The organism is Pseudooceanicola antarcticus (genome assembly GCF_900215355.1).
Taxonomy (GTDB): Bacteria; Pseudomonadota; Alphaproteobacteria; order Rhodobacterales; family Rhodobacteraceae; genus Pseudooceanicola; species Pseudooceanicola antarcticus.
Genome location: NZ_OBEA01000005.1, coordinates 277,859 through 298,864 on the forward strand (window position 1 = coordinate 277,859; position 21,006 = coordinate 298,864).

Below are 21,006 nucleotides of genomic sequence, written 5' to 3' on the forward strand. Positions count from 1 at the left end.
GGTCGTGGGGCATTTCCGAGTCAGGCGCTGAAGTCTAGACTAAGTGGCGGCAGATTGAAGAGGCGACAGGAGAAAAAATGTCCCGAACGGCAGAGATCCGCGAGCGGCTGCAGGCCGCTTTCGCACCCGAAGCGCTGGAAGTGATCGACGACAGCGAAAGACACCGTGGCCATGCGGGTTTCCAGGAGGGCGGCGAAAGCCACTTCATCGTCCGCATGCAGGCCTCGTCCCAGGCCGGTCAGAGCCGGGTGGCACGCCACCGCGCGGTGCATGACGCCCTTGGCCCCCTGATGGGCCAGATCCACGCGCTGTCGCTGGAGCTCAGCTGAGCCTAGTCGCGCTTCTCTTCCGAGGCCTCGGTCGAGGTCTCGGCAGAGGTCTCCGCGGTTTCGGAGGGGGCCTCTTCCGCGGCCCCTTTCAGCGCCTCGTGCTGGAACAGCGGCTCTTCGCGGTTTTTCTCGGCGCGCGAGGTGCGAGCCATGATCACATCCATCAGCCTGCCCGCGCCGGATCCCAGGCGCTTTGCCAGTCCCGGCTTCGCCGGCGCATAGCCAGAGGAGCTGCGGGCGGGGGCCTCGAGCAGCGGGGTCACCTCCTCCTCGGGGGCGTTTTCCGGATCGCGGCGGAAGATCAGCAGGTTGTGATAGGTGGTCGACCGGCGGCGCGCGGTTTCGGGCAGCATCTCGGCGCGGCAGTATTCCCAGCCCGAGGCGGCCATGTGGTTGATCACGTCTTCGATGGTGCGGGCGAACTTCGCCTCCGCGCCCTTCACGCCCCGCTGGCGCCCTGCCCGGTCCGGTGCCGGTACGACCCTGTATTCCCAGTTCATTTCCGCAGTCCCATCGGTTTGCCCACCCAATCGGGTATCGGCTCCTTCTGGTGCTCCGCCAGGGCCGCGTCAAGCTTGGCCTTCACCGCCTCCGGGTAAGAGGCCACCTTCGGCCCCGTCTGATCCACATGCAGGCTGATCCCCTCGCCGGTGGCGGCCACCCAGCCGTCCTCGTGGATCAGCTCCTGCGCATAATGGAAGGCCTTGGGCCCCACCTCCAGCAGCCGCATCGAGGCGCGCAGCTTTGCGCCCTCATGCACCTCCTGCAGGTAGCGGATGCGGAACTCGGCCGTATAGGTCGTGTTGCCGGTGTCGCGCAGGTAGGCCTCGCCCATCCCCATGTCCTCGCAGAAGGGATCCGAGCCGAGGTCGAAGAGCACCCCGTAATAGGCCATGTTGAGATGGCCGTTGTAGTCGATCCACTCGGGTCGGACGATCATTTCGGGGCTGAGATAGGGCATGCGGTCTCCTCTGGTCGTTGGGAAAGGTAGCAGAGGGGGGAGTAAGGGCAAGGTCAGAGGCGGGAGAGGATGTAGGTGCGGAGTTCGGTGGCTTTGTCGTGGTAGAAGGGGGTGTCTTCGGGGGTGTAGACTTCGAGGGCGGCGTCGACGTGGGAGAGAGCGGTACGGAGGTGCGCGGCGGAGGTTTCGCCTTCGGTTTTCTCTGAGAGGGTGAGTTCTGCAAGCGCCATATTCTCCTGCGTCTGCGCCCATAGAAATGGCACCGTCTCACGGGTCCGGGCCTCCAGCGCTGCGCGATAGGCGGCGATAGCCTCTTCCAGACGCGCCGTGCCGCTTTCGCGCGCACCGAGGTTCCGGAGCGCAACGCCCAGATTGTTCTGCGTCGCGGCCCAATCGAGCGGCACCGTCTCGCGGGTCCGGACCTCCAGCGCCGCGCGATAGGCCACGACCGCCTCTTCCAGACGCGCCGTGCCGCTTTCGCGCGCGCCGAGGGTCCAGAGCGCAGCGCCCAGATTGTTCTGCGTCGCGGCCCAATCGAGCGGCACCGTCTCGCGCGGCAGTACCTCCAGCGCCGCGCGATAGGCCGCGACTGCCTCTTCCAAACGCGTCGTGCCGCTTTCGCGCGCGCCGAGATCCCGGAGCGCGGTGCCCAGATTGTTCTGAGTCCCTGCCCAATCGAGCGGCACCGTCTCGCGCGGCAGTACCTCCAGCGCCGCGCGACAGGCTGCGACTGCCTCTTCCAGACGCGCCGTGCCGCTTTGGCGCGCGCCGAGACCCCGGAGCGCGGTGCCCAGATTGTTCTGCGCATTGGCCCAATCGAGCGGCACCGTCTCGCGGGTCCGGATCTCCAGCGCCGCGCGATAGGCGGCGACCGCCTCTTCCATACGCGCCGTGCCGCTTTCGCGCGCGCCGAGATCCGAGAGCGCATTGCCGAAGTCGTTTTGAGCGGTGGCTTGCTTCGCCGGGGTGTCAGCCAACTGGAGGCAGGCCTCGGCGAGGGCGATGGAGACTTCGAGGTCGAAGTTCAGGCCAAGGTCGCGGCCACGTTCGTACCACGTCCTTCTGACGCTGCGCAAAGCCTCGAACCGGGCGCTGCTTTCGGGCACCTCGATCTCCAACTTCTCCAGCTCGCAGTTCACCGCATCCTCGACGGAGCGGGCCAGCACGGCCTGGGCGATGCCCTTGTCCAGCAGGGCGACCAGCGCGGCCTTTTCCTCGGCTAACTTCTCGCGCCGGGCTTCGCGGGCGCGGCGGAGGACGGCCATGCCCTCTTCCAGCTTGTCCTCGTCGTTCAGCCGGTCGACCTCGGCCATGATCTGGGCGATCTCGGCGTCCAGATTGGCGCCGGGGGAGCGTTGCGAGGCGACTTCGAGGGCGCGTTCGAGACCGCGACAGGCCGAGATGAAGTCCTCTGCGCCGCCCGCGTAGCGACGGGCGAGACCAAGGACGAGCTCGTGGGATAGCGCCAGTTCCGCAGCCTTGTCGGCGGTCTGGGCCACAAGCTTCTCGATCCGGTCGTTGAGGGCCTGAAAGTGCTGCAGCACCGCATCCTGAAACGCCGCCTCCATCAGCTTCGCCTGCTCGGGGTCCTGCAGCAGGAGCCGCATGATTGGCAGCATCACGCGTGTGAAGTCCGATTGCAGCAGGCCCGGTTGCAGCGCCGGGTCGGCGCCGGGCTGGTTCAGCTTGGCCAGCATCGCCGCGATGACGGCGCGCGGCTCGCGGTTGGCCTCCATGATGTCCTTGGCGCTCGGCAGGCCCTTGTCGATCATCTGCGGGATGAGCGCCCGATGCGCTTCCGGCAGGTGCTGGTCAGCCAGGGCGTCGGTCAGACGAGAGGCGATCTCGTCGCGCAGGGGCTTCGCTGCGGCGGGCAGACGCCGGGACAACTCACGCGCGGAGAGGCCCGCCGTGATGACCGCGCCGGTCCCCGCCACCAGCCCGGTTGCAGTGGACAGGCCTGCGGCGCAGACCAGCAGGTTCGCTCCGTGCAGCACTTTTTCGGTATATGGCATCCCGTCCCCCTGATCCCCTTCCGCGTCAGGCTAGGCGGCGGCTCGCGCTCGGGCAAGGTCCCTGCCCGACCCTTTGCGCCATCCGGGACCGGATGCGCGCTATTCCGGCAGCACCCTCAGCTCCGCCTCGGCCAGTGTCGGCCCCTGCGGCTGGGTCAGGACGCCGCCCAGGGGCTCTAGCGTCACGGCGATCGTGGCTCCGGGGGCCAGGGCCGCGACGGGGGCTGGCAGGTCGAGGCGCTGCTCGGTCTCGCCCTCGGGCCAGAGCAGCAGCGGGATCACCGCGTCACCGGCCAGCAGCCAAAGCTGGTGGCCAGCCCCCTGGGGCGCGGACGGGCCGTCGCGGGTCAGGATGAGGCGGGCGGTGTCGGGGTTGAAACGGATCAGGTAGCCGGTCTCACCCGCCGGACCGGCGGCCTCGAGCCGGGCCTCGTAGCCGGGCGAGAGCGGCGTCTCCATCAGCCCGTATTCCCAGGCCAGGAAGGCCAGGGCAACGGCGGTGGCGGTGCCGATGACCAGCTCTCCGATGCCCAGGGACGCGATAAAGCCGCGCAGCCCGCGCGGCGCGATATCATCGGCGCGGAGCCGGTCCAGCAGGGCACGGCGCAGGCGGTCCGAGGCCGGCAGTTCCTCCAGCGCCTCGGCCATGGCGGCGGGATCGCCTGCCCAGTCCTCGACCAGCTGCGCCAGGGCGGGGGCCTCGGCGAGACGGGTCAGGAAGGCCGCGCGATCCTCGGGCGAGAGCAGATCGAGCAGGTATTCGGCGGCGCCTATCTGCTCTGCCTGGCTCAACTCGAGGGTCTCGGGCATGTCGGGCCTCGGGCTCATCGCGTCAGGCACTCCTTCAGCTTCAGCAGGCTGCGGCGCAGCCAGGTCCGCATGGTGTTCAGCGGCACCTCGTATTTCTCGGCAAGCTCCTGGTATGAATAGCCCATCAGGTAGGCGCCCTTGACCGCCTCGGCGCGGTCGACCTCCAGCTCTTCAAGGCAGGCCAGCAGGCGGGCGCGCTCTCCCGAGGCGATGGCCTCGGCCTCGGGACCGGGCTGCGGAGAGGGTAGCTCCTCGGCCTCGGAAAGATCGGTGCCGCGTACCTTGCGGGCGCGCAGTCGGTCGATGGCGGTATTGCGGGAAACGGTGATCAGCCAGGTCATCGGCGAGAAGCCGGTGGCGCGATAGCGCTCGGCATTGCGCCAGATCTTGACGAAGGTGTCCTGCAGCGCCTCTTCGGCCTCGGCCCGGCTGCCCAGGATACGCAGCCCCACGCCGAAGAGCTTGGCCGAGGTCAGCTGGTAAAGGCGCTGGAACGCGGCGCGATCGCCCGCGGCCACCTGCGCGATCAGATCCTCGATTTCCTCAAGCGTCGCCATGGCGCCCCTTCACGTCCCGCGTCATTTTCGGCCCGCTCCCGGAGATCTTCGACGCCGCTTCTTCCTGCCCCGCCGGGGCAGTCGTTTTTGCCCTTTCCCTCGCCGTGCGCTTCGATATGGTGCATCGGAACGCCGCAGCTTGCTGCGGTTGCGAATAGACAGGAAGGACGTACCGACCATGGCCGAGGGATCGCTCGATAGCAACGCCAAACCGACCGAGGAAATCTCCGTACGCGAGACCTTCGGCATCGACACGGACATGGTGGTCAAGGGCTTCGAGGAACGTTCGGACCGCGTGCCCGAGGTGGACAGCACCTACCGTTTCGACCCCGATACCACGCTGGCGATCCTGGCAGGCTTCAGCCACAACCGCCGGGTCATGGTGCAGGGCTACCACGGCACGGGCAAGTCGACCCATATCGAACAGGTCGCGGCGCGGCTGAACTGGCCGACCGTGCGCGTCAACCTGGACAGCCACATCAGCCGGATCGACCTGATCGGCAAGGATGCGATCAAGCTGAAGGACGGCAAGCAGGTCACCGAGTTCCACGAGGGCATCCTGCCCTGGGCCCTGCGCAACCCCGCCGCCATCGTCTTCGACGAATATGACGCCGGTCGCGCCGACGTGATGTTCGTCATCCAGCGTGTGCTGGAGACCGACGGCAAGCTGACCCTGCTCGACCAGAACGAGGTCATCACGCCGAACAAGTTCTTCCGCATCTTCGCCACCTCGAACACGGTGGGCCTGGGCGACACGACCGGCCTCTACCACGGCACCCAGCAGATCAACCAGGCACAGATGGACCGCTGGTCCCTCGTCGCCACGCTGAACTACCTCAGCCATGACGCGGAAGCCGCGATCGTGCTGTCGAAGGCGCCGCATTACAACACCGAGAAGGGCCGCCGGACCATCAGCCAGATGGTGACCCTGGCCGGCCTCACCCGCACCGCCTTCATGAACGGCGACCTCTCGACGGTGATGTCGCCGCGGACGCTGATCAACTGGGCCCAGAACGCCGAGATCTTCCGCAACACCGGCTATGCCTTCCGCCTGACCTTCCTCAACAAGTGCGACGAGCTCGAGCGCCAGACCGTGGCCGAGTTCTACCAGCGCTGTTTCGACGAGGAACTGCCGGAAAGCGCCGCCTCCGCCGCGAGCTGACCCATGCATCTCGGCCTGATCGGTGGCATCGGCGTGGCGGCAAGCCTGGTCTACTACCAGCGCCTCGCCGCCCGTGTCACCGAACGGGGCGGGACGCTGCGGATGACCCTGGTCCATGCGGATATCCAGGAGCTCATCGCCAACAACCTCGCCTGGAACACCCAGGCCCAGGCTGAAAGCTACGCCCGCCATATCGAGACGCTGCGCGCCGCCGGTTGCGACTGCGCGGTCATCACCTCGATCGGCGGGCATTTCTGTTTCCCCGAGACCGAGGCCCTGTCCTCCCTCCCCCTCGTCAGCGCCATCGCCCCGCTGGATCAGCATTTCGCCCGCCAGGGTCTGAAGCGCGTCGGTCTTCTGGGCACCGCCAACGTGATGCGCACCCGCCTCTTCGGCCAGATGAAGCAAACCGAGGCCGTGGCCCCCGACGGCGATCTGGACGCCATCGGCAAGCTCTACCAGGACATCGCGGTGACCGGGTTCTGCACCGGGGACCAGCGGGCCGCGTTCTTCGAGCTGGGCCGCAGGATGGTCGAGGACCAGGGCGCCGAGGCGGTGATCCTGGCCGGCACCGACCTCAACCTCGCCTTCGACCGCGATGCGGGCTACCCGGTGGTCGATGCGCTGGATATCCACGTGGATCTGCTGGCGGATCTGGCGACGGGCCGCGCCAGCCTCTGAGCCGGTCGATCCGCGCCTCAACCTTTTCTGAAAGCCTTTCTGCCTAACCTCCAGGTGACGTTTCATCCGGGAGGGGTGACAGATGTCTGCAAGAACCGGCCTCATGATGACCCTGCTGGCGCTCACCTGTGCACCGGGCAGCCCCGGCGCGGCCCCGGTCTCGGCCGATCCGGCCCGGCTTTTCGCCCGCTGCGCCGGGCGGCTGATGGCCGAGGTCGAGCATCACTGGCTGCTGTCGACCGATCCCGCCCGCGCCGAAGCGGCCCTGCAGGACATGAAGGACCTGCTCGCCGCGCTCCCCAGGGCCGAGACCCGCCGCCTCCTGACCCTGCGCACCGAGGCTCGGGCCGCGCAACGCGCCCTGCTGGACACCGCCCGCTTCTCAGGCAATGCCGAGAAGGCCGCCCGCGCCGGTCTGATGGCAGAGACATTGCTGGGCCAATGTCGCGCCCTGCTTCTGCGCTAGGGGCCCCGCGGCAAGTCTCGGATGCCTCCGGCGGCAGTATTTATGGCCGTCGGATGAAGGCAGGGCCTCTTCTTCCTATCCGATGGCCAAAAATACTGCGGGGGAATCCGCATGGCGGATGGGGGCAGAGCCCCCTCTCCGTGCTTCGACAAGCCGCGCTGCGCTTCCCGCTTGCGAGCGCCCCGGCCAAGTGCTTTATCTTCCCCATGAGCAAGTCCAGCGACAATCCCGCCGATCCGTTCAAGAAGGCCCTGGCCGAGGCCACCAAGGTCATGGCCGACGACTCGGACCTGAACGTGCAATACAGCGTCGACCCCTCGGGCAAGAGCGGCGACCAGATGCGCCTGCCGCAGATCTCGCGCCGTCTCAGCAAGGACGAGGTCCTGCTGGCGCGCGGCACCGCCGATGCGCTGGCCCTGCACCACCGCTATCACGACGCCTCGACCTACGGGAAATACCAGCCCGAGGGCCAGATGGCGCGCGAGCTCTTCGAGGCCATGGAGACCGCCCGCTGCGAGGCCATGGGCGCCCGCGACATGCCGGGCACCGCGGGCAATATCGACCACAAGATCGGCGCCGAGGCGCGCCGCATGGGCTATGACGGCATCAAGGACCGGGCCTCTGCCCCGCTGCCCGCCGCCGCGGGCTACCTGATCCGTCACCTGGCCACCGGCCGCGACATGCCCGCCGGGGCCGAGAATGTCATGGAGCTCTGGCGCGATTTCATGGAAGAGCGCGCCGGCGACACGCTGGAAAACCTCGGCGACAAGCTCTCGGACCCCCAGGCCTTCGCCCGTTTCGCCCGCCGCATGATCGAGGACCTGGGCTATGGCGATCAGCTGGGCGATGACCCGGATGCCGAGGATGACGAGGCCCAGGACGACGCCGAGGAGGCCCAGGAGGACGAGCAGGACCCCGACTCGACCGGCGAGGACGACAGTGAAGAGCAGCCCGAGGCCTCTCCCGAGCAGAGCCAGGAAGACCAGCAGGACAGCTCCGAGGCCGAGGTCAGCGCTGACGAGATGGCCGACCAGGAGGCCGGCGAAGAGGCCGAGATGCCCGAGGGCGAGGCCCCGCAGGAGCCCCCCGCCCCCGCGCCGGTCAGCGACGCCGATCCGAATTACGTCATCTATTCCGACGCCTACGACGAGGAGATCTCGGCCGAGGACCTCGCCGATCCGGCCGAGCTGGAGCGCCTGCGCGCCTATCTCGATCAGCAGCTCGACCCGCTGAAGGGCGCCGTCGGACGGCTGGCCAACAAGCTGCAGCGCCGCCTGCAGGCCCAGCAGAACCGCTCCTGGGAATTCGACAAGGAAGAGGGCGTGCTGGATGCGGGCCGCCTGGCCCGCGTCGTGGCCAACCCGACCACGCCGCTGTCCTTCAAGGTCGAGAAAGACATGGAGTTCCGCGACACCGTGGTGACCCTGCTGATCGACAACTCCGGCTCGATGCGTGGCCGTCCCATCTCGATCGCGGCGATCTGCGCCGACGTGCTGGCCCGCACGTTGGAACGCTGCTCGGTCAAGGTCGAGATCCTGGGCTTCACCACCCGCGCCTGGAAGGGCGGGCAATCGCGCGAGAAGTGGCTGGCCGATGGCCGCCCGCAGCAGCCGGGCCGCCTGAACGACCTGCGCCATATCATCTACAAGCAGGCCGATGCCCCCTGGCGCCGCTCGCGCGACAACCTCGGCCTGATGATGAAGGAAGGCCTGCTGAAGGAAAACATCGACGGCGAGGCCCTGGAGTGGGCGCACCGCCGCATGGTGGGCCGCCGCGAGGCGCGCCGCATCCTGATGGTGATCTCCGACGGCGCGCCCGTCGACGATTCGACGCTCTCGGTGAACCCCGCCAACTTCCTGGAAAAGCACCTGCGCGACGTGATCGCCATGATCGAGAAGCGCAAGGCGGTCGAGCTGATTGCCATCGGCATCGGCCACGATGTGACCCGCTACTACCAGCGCGCCGTCACCATCACCGATGTCGACCAGCTGGCCGGTGCGATGACCGAGCAACTGGCCTCGCTCTTCGACAACGACCCGCGGGCCCGCGCCCGCATGGTCGGGATCAAGCGCGCGGGCTGACACGGGGCCCGACCGACACGACACGGCAAAGCCGGGGCCAGGGCCCCGGCTTTCTTCTTCGCCGCCCGCATCCTCTCGGACCGTGCCAATTTGAGCACTTCCGGCCCGGTTGAGTGCTGAGCGAAGTGCTCATCACCAGGCTGGAAATACTCCGGGGGGAGCCGCAGGCGGGGGGCAGAGCCCCCCTCTCTCTCTCGACATCCCTCGCAGGGGCCGCTCCTTCGCAGACCCATACGGTTTCTTAACCAGGCCAGGGCCAAGCTCCCCGCAGGCCCGCCCGGAGGAGTTGCCGATGTCCCGATCCACTGCCTTGCAATCCAGCCTGCCGCAGCCAGACACGCCGTCGGAAAGCAACTTCGCCGCCGCGCGCCAGTTCGTCGCCCATGGTCGGCGCAAGCAGGCCGAGGAGGGCCGCGAGAGCATCTCGGGACCCGGCTCCGGTCTGGAGGCGGCGCAGCCAACCATGAAGCTGCTGGACCGTGTGCTGGAAGAGCGCCAGATCCGCTCGATCCTGGACCTGGGATGCGGCGATTGGAACTGGATGCGCCACATGGGGCTGGCGGAGCGAAAGATCTCCTATCGCGGCTGGGATGCCGACCCGGACCTGATCGCAAGCCTGACCCGCGCCTACGGAGAGGGCGCCCGCATCCGCTTCGAGATGCGCGACCTGACGAGCGAGCTCTTGCCGCCCCATGACCTGGTGATCATCCGCGACGTGCTGTTCCATCTGCCCCACGAGATGGCGCAGCGGGTGATCACCCGCATCCGCAATGCCAGCCGCTACATGATCGCCACCAGCTTCTTCTGCCAGGGGCAGAACCCTTCCTGGGGCGATTGCGCCCCGGTCGAGATCGAGGGCTGGGGTTTCTATACCATCGACCTCTGCGCCCCGCCCTTCTCGCTCACCCCCTTCCTCGCCGAGGCGCTGAGAGAGCCGCTCTGCACGATCCGCGGCAAGCCCCGCTACGTCTGCCTGTTCGATTTCGGCTCGAAACCCTGAGCCGGGGGGATTAGGTTGCGCCCTGATCGGCCCTCCGACCCGACCTGGGTCGCGGCAAGAAAGGGGACAGCCATGTACCAGACCTTCGAGACGCCTTCGAGCCCGGACCAGGGCCCGCCCCGCCTTGCCGCCCTGCGCGAGACCCTCGCGGACCTCGGCGTCGATGCCTTCCTGGTGCCCCGCGCCGATGCCCACCAGGGCGAATATGTTGCCCCGCGCGACGACCGCCTGGCCTGGCTGACCGGTTTCACCGGCTCTGCCGGGCAATGCCTGGTCACGGCCTCCCGCGCGGCCGTCTTCGCCGATGGCCGCTACACGGTGCAGGTCCGCGAACAGGTGGCCCCGGCCTTCGAGAAGATCGACTGGCCCGCCACCATGCCCGCCACCTGGTTGCGGGACGCCCTGCCCGAGGGCGGTGTCCTGGCCTATGACCCCTGGCTGCATGCCAAGGGCGAGATCGAGCGACTGGAAGCGGGCCTTGCAGGGTCGGGCATCACGCTCCGCCCGCTCGAGGCCAACCCGATCGACGCGATCTGGCCCGATCAGCCCGCCCCGCCCCAGGCCCCCATCGTGCCGCAACCGCTGGAGTTCGCCGGAGAGCCGCACGCGCAGAAATGCGCCCGCCTCGGCGCCGCCCTCGCCGCCGCCGGAGAGGCCGCCGCGGTGCTGACCCTGCCCGATTCCATCGCCTGGCTCTTGAACATCCGCGGCAGCGACATCCCCCGCAACCCGGTCCCCCATGCCTTCGCCGTGCTCTTCGCCCACGGCCAGGTGGCGCTCTTTGCCGATGACGCGAAATGCGACGACGTGCTGCTGGATCACCTGGGCCCCACGGTGAACATCGAGAGCCCCGAAGCCTTCGGCCCGACGCTTGAAGTGATCGCCAGAGAGGCCAAGGGCCCGATCCGGCTGGATCGCGGCACCTGTCCGCTCTGGGTCGCGGCGCGTCTTGCAGAGGCACGAATCTCCTGGGGAGAGGACCCCTGCATCCTGCCCAAGGCCTGCAAGAACCCCGCCGAGCTGCAAGGCATGCGCGACGCCCATATCCGCGACGCCGTGGCCATGTGCCGCTTCCTGGCCTGGTTCGATGCCGCCAACCAGCAGAGCCTGAGCGAGATCGACCTGGTCACCCGGCTCGAGATCATGCGCCGCGAGACCAACCAGCTGATGGAGATCTCCTTCGACACCATTGCCGGGGCCGGCCCCCATGGCGCCCTGCCCCACTACCGGGTCAGCACCGACAGCAACGCCCGGCTCGAGGACGGCCAGCTGGTGGTGCTCGACAGCGGCGGCCAGTACCTGGACGGCACCACCGATATCACCCGCACCCTTCTGGTCGGCACCGATTCAGGGCCCGAAGAGAAGGCCGCCTTCACCCGCGTACTGCAGGGCATGATCGCCATTTCGCGCCTGCGCTTCCCGCAGGGGCTGTCCGGTCAGCACCTGGATGCCCTGGCACGCTACCCGCTGTGGCTGGCCGGGCAGGATTACGACCACGGCACCGGCCATGGGGTCGGCGCCTATCTCTGCGTCCACGAGGGTCCGCAGCGCCTGAGCCGGGTCTCGGACATCGCCCTGCGTCCCGGCATGATCCTGTCGAACGAGCCCGGCTACTACCGCGAGGGCGCCTTCGGCATCCGGATCGAGAACCTCATCGTGGTCGAACCCGCCGCCGAGCTGGCCGGGGCCGACGCCCGCAGCATGCTGTCTTTCGAGACCCTCACCTGGGTGCCGATCGAGCGGCGCTTGATCGACGCGGCGGCTCTTTCGGCCGCCGAGATCGCCTGGGTGAATGATTACCATGCCGAGGTGCGCGCCCGAATTCGTCCATTACTGGACGAACCGACCGCTTTGTGGTTGGATCAGGCAACTGAGCCTCTCTGAGAGCCCGGTCCGCCCGGCTGCGCGACATGCGCATGTTACATGGGCGCGGCAGGGAGAGGTGGCCTGAACGGGGGAAACGACATGACAGAGATGAGCATCCGTGCTGCGGCAGGGATATGGACAGTGCGCGCCGGTGGCGCAGTTCTGGTGGAAAGCCGCAATGCGCTGGTTCTGAGCGAGGCGGGCCACACCGACGTGATCTATTTCCCGCGTGAAGATATCGCCATGGCCTTCCTCGACCGCACGGATCACGCCACCTCCTGCCCGAAGAAGGGCGAGGCGAACTATTTCTCCATCGTGACCAAGAGCCAGACCCTGCAGAACGCGGCCTGGAGCTATGAGGCCCCCCTGCCCGGTGCGGAACCCATTGCCGGCCACATCGCCTTCTATGCCACGGACTTCGTGACCATCGAGCAGATCTGAGCCCAATATCGGGGGCGCGTGCCGGGGCGCGCCTGCCGAAACGCTGGGCGGGGGCTCTGCCCCCCTTGAGCCCTGCCGGGCTCAATTCCCCCCGGAGTACTTTCAGCCTGGTGATGCGCGGGACGCGGGTGCGCCCTGCTTCGACTGGCCGCGCCCTGGGGGCCGGTGTTGCCGGGCCTGTGGGTCTGGCGCAACTGCTGTTGCCGGGCGCCGGGGCGCAGCCCCCGCCTTCGGAGGGGCTCGATGCCCCTTTGAAGGCGCCCCCGCTTTCAGCCGTGCTCTTCGCTGGCCGTGGCGGCCAGGGCGCGGTTGTAGATCCGCAGCGCATCCACGTGGAAGAGCGCGCCCAGAAGCTCGGGCGGACGGGTGGCATCGGTCAGGGCGACCACCGGCAGGAAGGGCTCGAGGCTGCGCTCGAAATCGGGGAAGGCATCTTCCAGCGTCGCCGAGGCATCGAGGTAGAGACCCTGTTCGATCAGCTCCCAGCAGCGGTCCTCGGGGGCGGCCGTCTCGGCCTCCGTCGGGCGCATCACCTCACGAACGCGGAACATCCCCAGCAGGTATTGCTGCGGTCCCGCCGCCAGCCGTGTGCCGCGCCGCTCGAGCTGGGTCAGGAAGAACGAGCGATTGACCAGCCGCGACCCGATGGCCGTCGAGATCGACACCGTCACCATGACGCCGAGCGCCGTGGTCCAGTCGCCGGTCAGCTCGAAGACGATCAGCGTGGTCGAGATCGGCGCGCCGAGCACCGCCGCCGCCACCCCGCCCATGCCCGCCAGGGCATAGAGCTGCGGGCTGCCCGACTGCTCGGGGAAGACGCTGGTGGCGACGATGCCGAAGGCCAGCCCGGTCAGCGCGCCCATCATCATCGACGGAGAGAAGACCCCGCCCCCCATGCGCCCGCCCACGGTCACCGCCGTGGCGGTGGCCTTGAGCACCGCGAAGATGACCGCCTCGCGCAGCAGCAGCCCACCCGAGAGCGCCTTCAGCGTGGTCTCGTAGCCGACACCGATGATATGCGGGAACCAGATTGCAAGGCCGCCCAGCAGGCCGCCGGCCACCATGGGGCGCAGCACCTGGGGGATGGCGAAACGCCGTTGCCAGCGGGTGGCCAGGGTCTCGGACAGGAAGATGCCGCGCATGAAGGCACCGGCCACCACGCCGCAGAGCGCGCCCAGAAGCAGGAAGGCCGGAAGCTCTTCGTAGAAGACCAGGATCGAGCCCTCGGGCAGCAGGTACTCGGCGCCATCGCCGAATTGCAGCCGGCTGATCACCGCGCCGGCCACGGCGGCGATGGTGATCGGGGCAAAGGCATGCAGGGCGAAGTGGCGCAGCACCACCTCCATGGCGAAGAGCGCGCCGGCGATCGGCGCGTTGAACGAGGCCGAGACCGCTGCCGCCACCGCGCAGCCCAGCAGGTCGCGCCCGGTGATACCATCGGCGCGCATGCGCTTCAGCACCCAGCTCGACAGCACCGCCGCCAGGTGGACCACCGGCCCCTCGCGCCCCGAAGAGCCGCCGGTGCCCAGGGTGATCAGCGAGGCCGCCGCCGAGGCAAGACCCGCGCGCCCCTCGACCCGGCCCTCGTGCAGCGCCGCGCCCTCGATCACGTCGGAGACCGAGCGCACCCGACCGTCGGGGGTGAAATACTTCAGGATGATGCCGACGATCAGGCCACCTACCACGGGCACCAGCAGAACCAGGTACCAGGGCAGCCCGCCCGCGAAGGAGTGCAGGCTGTAGACGTCCTCTGCCCCGTAGGCCAGCTTCTGCAGCAGGGCGATGCCGTGCCGGAAGGCCGAGGCCGCCGCGCCGCCCGCGATACCGATGCCGAGGGCGATCAGCCAGAAGAGGACCTGGTTCGGCCCCTTCCTTCGCATGGCGGACAGGGCCCGCACCGCCCCGCCGGCAAGCGCGCTCAGCCCCCGCGGGGGCGCATCTGGCTGAGGGCTCATCTCGGGTCTGCCTCCTACGCCGTCCCGGCCTTTCGAGCCGGTGTTGCAAGCCTTCTAGGACAAAGCGCAGGGCAAAAAAAGCCCTGCCATGTCGATGGTTTGGCGGATCGTGCCGCCCTGGGCCGCGGGCTACGACCATCTGGCCGGTTGCGAGGCAAAGGCAGATCGGCTGAGATCGGGCAAGGCAATCCGGCATATTACCGATGGAGGAACGCCCGTGGCGTATTCCTGGAGACCGCAGGACGCCGGCACCGAGGCCCATGGGGCGACAGACACCCCAGGCACTGCGGACAGGCTACATGACGATGTGATCGGCCGGCTTTACGATGTCGCCCTTGATCCCCTGCGGCTGGCAGACCTGCTGGATGACTGGGAGCATCTGAACCGCCCCCTGCGCCGGGCTCTCGACCGGGCCATGGCCGGCGGAGAAGACGCCTCTGGCCATCCCGACGGCGATTTCGGCTCGCTCCCCGACAGTCCCCGCGACGCGGAGACCCTAGCCAGCCCGGACGCCACCTTGCGGCAGGAGATGCGGCGCGGCGGGGCGCTTGATTTCACCGATCATTTCCAGCGCGTGACGCGGCTGCTCGAGCAGACCAGCGCCGCCCATGTGCTGCGCCCCGAAGAGACCGAGTTGCGCCGTTTCGCCCGCACCGCCGCCTTCGCCGTGGGGTCCGATCTGCGGCTCTCGGCGGCCAACGAGGCCGCCCGCCACGGGCTGGGGGTGAAGCGCGGCGACCCGCTGGACAGCCTCCCGCTGGAGGTGCCGCACCTTGAAGCCCTGCGCGGCCGCCTGCGCCGCATGTTGAGCGCCGCCGCCGATCCGGTACCGGAACGCGCCCGCCGTCCCGCCGCCCGCCCCGGCGGCGAAGCGGTGCTGCGGCTGCGGCTTGCGGGCAGCGGGCAGCTCTTCCTGGCGCAGCTGGCGCTCAACCGGCCCGGCGGCGGCCGGTCGCCCTTCGTTCTGGTGGTCACCTCGCAGCTGCGCTGGCCCGAGGCGCTGACAGAGACCCTGCGCGATGCCTACAAGCTGACCCGCGCCGAGGCGCAGATCCTGCGCAGCCTCTCCGAGGCCCGCCCGCTGCGCGACATCGCCGAAGAACGCGGCCGTTCGGTCGAGACCGTGCGCGCCCAGATCAAGGCAATCCTGGCCAAGACAGAGACGCGCTCGCAGGGCGAATTGCTGCGCCTCGCGCTTTCGGTGAGCGAGCTGGTGCCCGCGCTTCCCGGCCCAGTCGGTGGCCCTATCGGCGCTCGTCCGGCGGGCGGGGACACCCCCAGGGGCCTTGTCGTGGCGGCGGCACCCGCGCCTGCCAATCCCGCACGCAGGTCCGGAAACGCCGCCCCGATCGGGGCAACGCGTCCGCGTATGCCGTCGCAGGGCAAGCCCCTTCGGGCGCCGCATGGTCAGCCCGGCACCCCGCTGACGGGCCGCGAGGCCACGCCGATGGTCACCATCGGGCCGCTGGCCAATGACCCCGCCCCGGCGGTGCCGACCCCTTCCGGCGGGGGCGGCTCGGGGATGGTGCGCTTCAGCCATGCCGGCGGGCTCCTGCCCCTGCGCCCCTACCGCAGCCTCAGCCGTCCCGGCGGGCGGCGCATGGAATACCTGGTGCTGGGCGATTCGCAGGGGCGCGCGATGCTCTGGACCCACGGCACCTATGGCCAGTGCCGCTGGCCCGCCGCGCTGGAGGCCCAGGTGGAGGCCCAAGGCCTCTGCCTCCTGGTGCCGATCCGCGCGGGTTTCGGCGGCTCGGACCCTGCCCCGGCGGGATGCGACCGCGCAAGGCTCGCCGCCGAGGACATGCTGGCCCTGCTGGAGCATCACCACGCCCGCCAGGTGCCGGTGCTGGCATTCGGGGACGATCTGCACAGCGCCTGCCTGCTGGCCGCCACGGCGCCCGAACGCGACTCTGCTCTGATCGGGGTCTCGTCCAGCCTGCCCATCTACCGGGCCGAGGATTACGACAGCATGGGCCGCTGGCACCGTTTCCTGCTGGGCGGGGCGCGCTACACGCCCGAGCTTTTCCCCTTCATGATGGACACCGTCAGCGCCATGGCCAAACGCATGGGCGGGCTGGAGTTCCTCGCCACGCTCTTTGCACAATCCGCCGCCGACAGCGCCACGATTGCCCAGCCAGAGTGCCGCGCCGCGCTGCTCAGCGGCACCGAGATCGCGCTGGATGGCAGCGGGCACTTCCTGCCCGCCCTCGCCGGAGAGATCGCCGCCTCGGCCCGCGGCGACTGGCGCGCCGACCTGGAGGCGCTGAAAGGCAAGCTGCCGATCCATGTCATGCAGGGTGGCCAGAGCCTGCGCCAGCCCGCCAGCCTGCGCGCCGCCGCGCGCCGGACCTTCCCCTGGATCGCCTTCCGCGAAATCGCCGAAGGCGGAGAGCTGCTGCATCTGCAGGCGGGCGCGGAGCTGTTGGAGCTGGCCTCGGGCTTCTGCCTAAAGCGATAACATTTCCTTGATCATGCAGACTTTCCCCCACTTGGGGTATGCCGCCCATCATCGCGCGTGGGATACTGACAATCGTAAGAGGTGATTAAGTGTGTGCCCCTGTGTCCCCGGCGCAGAGACCGCGTCCGGGCGGCACAGGATGGCTTTCTCGCCCTGCAAAGGCCCCGGAAAGCTGTTCCCCGCCCGGCCCGCACCGGCAGCACTTCCGGGGCCCCGTAGGGCCCGCGACAACAGGGTCTCACCCCGCCTGCCTCTGTCACTGCTTTTCAGGAATGCCCCTGACGCGCGGCCTCAGCCCGCGTCGATCAGCTTGCGCGCGGCGGCTCGCGCCTCTTCGGTGATCGCATCGCCCGAGATCATACGGGCCAGCTCGTCCACCCGCGCCTCTGGCGAGAGCGCCAGCACGGTCGACAGCGTGGCCTCGCCCTCGACCCGCTTGGCGACCTGCCAGTGGTGCGAGGCACGGGCCGCAACCTGCGGCGAATGGGTGACGACGAGCACCTGACCACCCTCGGCCAGCCGTGCCAGGCGTCGACCGACCGCGTCGGCGGTGGCCCCGCCGACACCGCGGTCGATCTCGTCGAAGATCATGGTGACCTGGCTGTCATCCCCCGCCAGGCAGACCTTGAGCGCCAGCAGGAAGCGCGAAAGCTCCCCGCCCGAGGCGATCTTGGCCAGCGGGCCGGAGGGTGCACCGGGGTTGGTCGCCACAGTGAAGGAAACCTCGTCGCGGCCCTCGGGGCCGGGCTCTGCGGGGCTGACCTCGGTGACGAAACGGGCGCGCTCCATCTTCAGCGGCGCAAGCTCGGCCTCCACCGCGCTGTCGAGCCGGGCGGCCGCGGCGCGGCGTGTCTCGGACAGCCTGGCGGCAAGGCCCGCGTAGACCTCATCGGCCTCGCGCAGGGCGGCTTCCAGCCGGGCGATCTCTCCGGCGCCACCGTCGATGGCCTCCAGCCGGCCGCGCAGATCGCTGGCCAGCTCGGCCAGCGCATCGGGGGCCACATCATGCTTGCGCGCAAGGGCGCGGATGGCGAAGAGACGCTCTTCGGTGGCCTCGAGCTCCAACGGATCGAAATCGAGCGCCTCGAGGCAGCGCACCACCCCGTCTGCGGCCTCGTCGAGCTCGGCCAGCGCACGGGAGAGCGCGGCAATGGGCGCATCCAGATGGCCCTCCAGCGCCTCAGAGGCCTTCTCGAGCCAACGCATGGCGTCGCACATCGGGCCTTCGGCGCCCTCGTTGCCAAGCGCCTGATGAGCGCGCGAGACATCCTCTCGCAGCCGCTCGGCGCCCTGCATCAGACGGCGACGGCTGTCCAGATCGGCCTCTTCGCCGGGCTGCGGGTCAAGCTTGTCCAGCTCTTCCACGGAATGGCGCAGGTATTCTTCTTCCTTGGCGGCGGCGGCCAGCGCGGCGCGGGCGGCGTCCAGCTTCTTCTCGGCACCGGAGCGCGCGCGCCAGGCCTCGCGCAGCTCGGCCTTGAGGCCAGAGACGCCGGCGAACTCATCGAGGATGGCCCGGTGGCCACGCGGGTTCAGCAGGCCCCGGTCATCATGCTGGCCATGCAGCTCGACCAGGGTTTCCGACAGCGACCGCAACACCTGCCCCGAGGCGCGACGATCGTTGATCCAGGCGGTCTTGCGCCCGTCGCGCGAGTTGATGCGGCGCAGCAGAAGCTCGTCGCCCACGGGCAGGCCCGCCTCTTCCAGCACCCGATGCGCCGGATGGCCCTCGGGCAGTTCGAAGATCGCCGTGACCTCGCCCTGCTCGGCACCTTCGCGCACCAGGTCGGCACGGCCGCGCCAGCCCAGCACGAAGCCCAGGGAATCAAGCAGGATCGACTTGCCGGCGCCGGTCTCGCCGGTCAGCACGTTCAGGCCCGGCTGGAAGTCGAGCTCCAGCCGGTCGATGATCAGCATGTCACGAATGTCCAGACCGCGCAGCATGGCCCGCCCTCAGGCCCCGGCCTCTCCCCCGGAGCGCGAGGCGCCGGGGAAGGCGGTATGCGGGACGGCGATCAAAGCCAGTCACCCTTGATGGTCTGGCGATAGAGGCTGGCTAGCCAGCCATCGCCGCGCGCACGGGGTTCGAGCCCACGCTTGGTCAGCAGCTGGTAGCTGTCCTCGTACCACTCGGTCGAGCGGAAGTTGTGCCCCAGGATCGCAGCGGCGGTCTGCGCCTCGTCGGTCAGGCCGAGCGACAGGTAGGCCTCGACCAGCCGGTGCAGCGCTTCGGGCGTATGCGAGGTGGTCTGGAATTCCTCGACCACGGTGCGGAAACGGTTGATGGCGGCACTGAAGTGATCGCGCTTCAGGTAGTAGCGCCCGACCTCCATCTCCTTGGCGGCGAGGTGGTCGAAGGCCAGGTCGAACTTCAGGATCGCCGACTTGGCGTATTCCGACGAGGGGTAGCGCTCGATCACCTGGCGCAGGGCCTGCAGGGCCTCGAAGGTCAGGCCCTGGTCACGGCCGATCTCGTCGATCTGGTCATAATAGGACAGCGCCAGCAGGTACTGGGCGTAGGCGGCATCTTCCGTGGTCGGATAGAAGTCGATGTAGCGCTGCGCGGCGGCGCGGCTTTCATCGTAGTTGCGGGCCGAATGCTGGGCGAAGGCCTGCATGATCAGCGCCCGCTGGGCCCATTCGGAATAGGGATAAAGGCGCTCGATCTCGGCGAAATACTCCGCCGCATCCTCGAAGTTGCGCTCTTCCATCTCGTATTCGCCGCGACCGAAGATCTGCTCGGCGGTATAGGATTCCATGCCAACGCGGCGGTCATCGAGACCCGGACCGGCACCACATGCCGCGAGAGACAGCGCCAGCAGGGCGCCCCCTGCCAGCCTCATTCGAAAAGCGCCGCTCTTCATGCCTGCATCACCCCTTCAGCGTCATAGTCATGGGCAGCGCAGGGCGCCGCCGCCCCATGGTCCTAGCACAGAAAATTCCGCTGCAAAACGCCTTTACGCCCCTTGGCGGGGCAAAGCCGCCTGCCAGCGCGCGGAAGTAGAAACGCCGCCCCCGAAGAGCGGCGTCAGGTTGCCGGGAGACGATCCCGCAAGCCCCTGTCTTCACGCGACGGCAGGGATCTCGGCCGGGGTGACACCGACGCCCGGAAGGCGTGCCGCCGTGGCCTCGTCGCAAGACACGATGCGGTAGTTGCGGCGATCCGAGAAGAGCGCGCGCAGCAGGGTGTTGGTCAGCGAGTGACCGGCCCGGATGCCCTCGTAGCGGGCCAGGAGAGGCGCGCCGGCCAGGGCCAGGTCGCCCAGGGCGTCCAGCATCTTGTGCCGCACCGGCTCGTCCTCGTAGCGCAGACCCGAGGGAGAGAGCACCTCGGCGCCGTCGACGACGACGGCATTGTCATAGGTACCGCCCAGGGCCAGGCCATTGGCCTGCATCGCCTCGACATCGGCCTGGCGGCAGAAGGTGCGGCTGTCCGAGAGCTCGCGCACGAAGGCGCCGTTCTTGATCACCAGCTCACGGTCCTGGCGGCCGATGGCGGCGTCGGGAAAGTCGATGTGGAAGGCAATCTCGAGCTGGTCTGCGGGCAGCAGCCGGGCCACGGCCTCGCCGTTCTTCACCTCGACCGGGCGCAGCACCTGGATGGCACGGCTGGGGGCCGATTGCGCACGCAGGCCACGGGCCAGGATACCGCGCACGAAGGGCGCAGCCGAACCGTCGAGGATCGGCACTTCCGGCCCGTCGATCTCGACCAGCGCATTGGAGATGCCACAGCCGGCGATCGCCGCCATGACATGCTCGACGGTCGAGACGGAAGCGCCGGAGGTATTGACGAGGCGGGTGCAGAGGGCCGTGCGTTCAACGGCATTCCAGCGCGCAGGCAGAAGACCCTCCTCCTCGGAGAGGTCGGTTCTGCGGAACCAGATCCCGAAACCGGCCTTGGCCGGGTGGATCGTCAGAGTCGCAGGTTTGCCGGAATGCAAACCCTCGCCGGAAAAGCTTACCGGAGCCTTCATAGTCTGTTGCACGTTATTACCCCAGGTGTCCCAACGGCCTGTCCCGACCGTTAACGTCTCATTAGGTAAGGGGTGGGCAAAAAGGCCTCAACTCACTCTTTGCAACGGATTGAAACATCCGCTGTAACAAGGCGCGGAATCCTGCTTTCAGCGAAACATTGTTTCAGGGAACCCTTTAAAACAAGGGAAAAGGCCGCCCGAGGGCGGCCTTAACCAAAAGATCAAATGTTGAGCTGGGCGGTAAATG

The 21,006-nt window shown here is 68.5% G+C and carries 18 protein-coding genes; 9 read left to right on the forward strand and 9 right to left on the reverse strand.

Annotation, left to right across the window (positions count from 1 at the left end; all coding sequences use genetic code 11):
* Positions 1-77: 77 nt before the first annotated feature.
* Entirely contained in the window at positions 78-329 is a 252-nt protein-coding gene (locus CRO50_RS14155) for a BolA family protein (protein ID WP_097146566.1), read from the forward strand.
* A 2-nt stretch (positions 330-331) separates the two neighbouring features.
* On the opposite strand, the gene CRO50_RS14160 is transcribed toward CRO50_RS14155, so the two are convergent.
* From CRO50_RS14160 to CRO50_RS14180, 5 genes are all read right to left on the reverse strand, one after another.
* Positions 332-829: a DUF4177 domain-containing protein gene (locus CRO50_RS14160; RefSeq protein WP_143516927.1), complete on the reverse strand. Its 498-nt coding sequence runs from the start codon at positions 827-829 to the stop codon at positions 332-334.
* On the reverse strand, positions 826-1,290 hold the full coding sequence (locus CRO50_RS14165; protein ID WP_097146568.1) for a thioesterase family protein: 465 nt from the start codon (positions 1,288-1,290) through the stop codon (positions 826-828). Before CRO50_RS14165 ends, CRO50_RS14160 begins: the two co-directional genes overlap by 4 nt.
* A 53-nt stretch (positions 1,291-1,343) precedes the next feature.
* Positions 1,344-3,305 carry a tetratricopeptide repeat protein gene (locus CRO50_RS20305; RefSeq protein ID WP_198431780.1) on the reverse strand — a complete coding sequence of 654 codons (1,962 nt, stop codon included), beginning with the start codon at positions 3,303-3,305 and terminating at the stop codon, positions 1,344-1,346.
* 99 nt (positions 3,306-3,404) lie between these two features.
* On the reverse strand, positions 3,405-4,133 hold the full coding sequence (locus CRO50_RS14175) for an anti-sigma factor domain-containing protein (protein WP_143516928.1): 729 nt from the start codon (positions 4,131-4,133) through the stop codon (positions 3,405-3,407).
* Positions 4,130-4,672, reverse strand: a complete 543-nt coding sequence (locus CRO50_RS14180; RefSeq protein ID WP_097146570.1) for a sigma-70 family RNA polymerase sigma factor — start codon at positions 4,670-4,672, stop codon at positions 4,130-4,132. The genes CRO50_RS14175 and CRO50_RS14180 overlap by 4 nt, the downstream gene beginning before the upstream one ends.
* 178 nt (positions 4,673-4,850) lie before the next feature.
* Here CRO50_RS14180 and cobS point away from each other — a divergent pair, with 178 nt between their 5' ends.
* The 7 genes from cobS (at position 4,851) to CRO50_RS14215 (ending at position 12,369) form a co-directional block, all read left to right on the forward strand.
* The gene (gene cobS / locus CRO50_RS14185; RefSeq protein WP_097146571.1) at positions 4,851-5,834 is read left to right on the forward strand and encodes a cobaltochelatase subunit CobS; all 984 of its coding nucleotides are present in this window, start codon (positions 4,851-4,853) and stop codon (positions 5,832-5,834) included.
* Positions 5,835-5,837: 3 nt separating this feature from the next.
* Entirely contained in the window at positions 5,838-6,515 is a 678-nt protein-coding gene (locus CRO50_RS14190) for an aspartate/glutamate racemase family protein (protein WP_097146572.1), read from the forward strand.
* Between the two features lie 82 nt (positions 6,516-6,597).
* On the forward strand, positions 6,598-6,981 hold the full coding sequence (locus CRO50_RS14195) for a hypothetical protein (RefSeq protein WP_143516929.1): 384 nt from the start codon (positions 6,598-6,600) through the stop codon (positions 6,979-6,981).
* 206 nt (positions 6,982-7,187) lie between these two features.
* The gene (gene cobT, locus CRO50_RS14200; protein ID WP_097146574.1) at positions 7,188-9,062 is read left to right on the forward strand and encodes a cobaltochelatase subunit CobT; all 1,875 of its coding nucleotides are present in this window, start codon (positions 7,188-7,190) and stop codon (positions 9,060-9,062) included.
* Between the two features lie 292 nt (positions 9,063-9,354).
* Positions 9,355-10,062 carry a class I SAM-dependent methyltransferase gene (locus tag CRO50_RS14205; protein WP_143516930.1) on the forward strand — a complete coding sequence of 236 codons (708 nt, stop codon included), beginning with the start codon at positions 9,355-9,357 and terminating at the stop codon, positions 10,060-10,062.
* 72 nt (positions 10,063-10,134) lie between these two features.
* Complete coding sequence (locus tag CRO50_RS14210; protein ID WP_097146576.1) at positions 10,135-11,946, forward strand: aminopeptidase P family protein; 1,812 nt, start codon at positions 10,135-10,137, stop codon at positions 11,944-11,946.
* 81 nt (positions 11,947-12,027) lie between these two features.
* Complete coding sequence (locus tag CRO50_RS14215) at positions 12,028-12,369, forward strand: DUF427 domain-containing protein (RefSeq protein WP_097146577.1); 342 nt, start codon at positions 12,028-12,030, stop codon at positions 12,367-12,369.
* Positions 12,370-12,638: 269 nt separating this feature from the next.
* Here the strand turns inward: CRO50_RS14215 and CRO50_RS14220 are convergent, their stop codons facing one another.
* Positions 12,639-14,324 (reverse strand): chloride channel protein, encoded by a 1,686-nt coding sequence (locus CRO50_RS14220; protein ID WP_097146578.1) that lies wholly within the window; start codon positions 14,322-14,324, stop codon positions 12,639-12,641.
* Between the two features lie 88 nt (positions 14,325-14,412).
* Between CRO50_RS14220 and CRO50_RS14225 the strand changes: the two genes are divergently transcribed.
* A complete protein-coding gene (locus CRO50_RS14225; RefSeq protein WP_143516931.1) occupies positions 14,413-16,785 on the forward strand; it encodes a helix-turn-helix transcriptional regulator in 2,373 nt (790 codons plus the stop codon).
* 291 nt (positions 16,786-17,076) lie between these two features.
* On the opposite strand, the gene recN is transcribed toward CRO50_RS14225, so the two are convergent.
* The 3 genes from recN to lpxC all read right to left on the reverse strand — a co-directional run bounded on the left by recN (position 17,077) and on the right by lpxC (position 20,771).
* A complete protein-coding gene (gene recN / locus CRO50_RS14230) occupies positions 17,077-18,729 on the reverse strand; it encodes a DNA repair protein RecN (RefSeq protein ID WP_097146580.1) in 1,653 nt (550 codons plus the stop codon).
* Positions 18,730-18,800: 71 nt separating this feature from the next.
* Complete coding sequence (locus tag CRO50_RS14235; RefSeq protein ID WP_232617710.1) at positions 18,801-19,628, reverse strand: outer membrane protein assembly factor BamD; 828 nt, start codon at positions 19,626-19,628, stop codon at positions 18,801-18,803.
* Between the two features lie 222 nt (positions 19,629-19,850).
* A complete protein-coding gene (lpxC, locus tag CRO50_RS14240; protein WP_179747291.1) occupies positions 19,851-20,771 on the reverse strand; it encodes a UDP-3-O-acyl-N-acetylglucosamine deacetylase in 921 nt (306 codons plus the stop codon).
* Between the last annotated feature and the right edge of the window lie 235 nt (positions 20,772-21,006).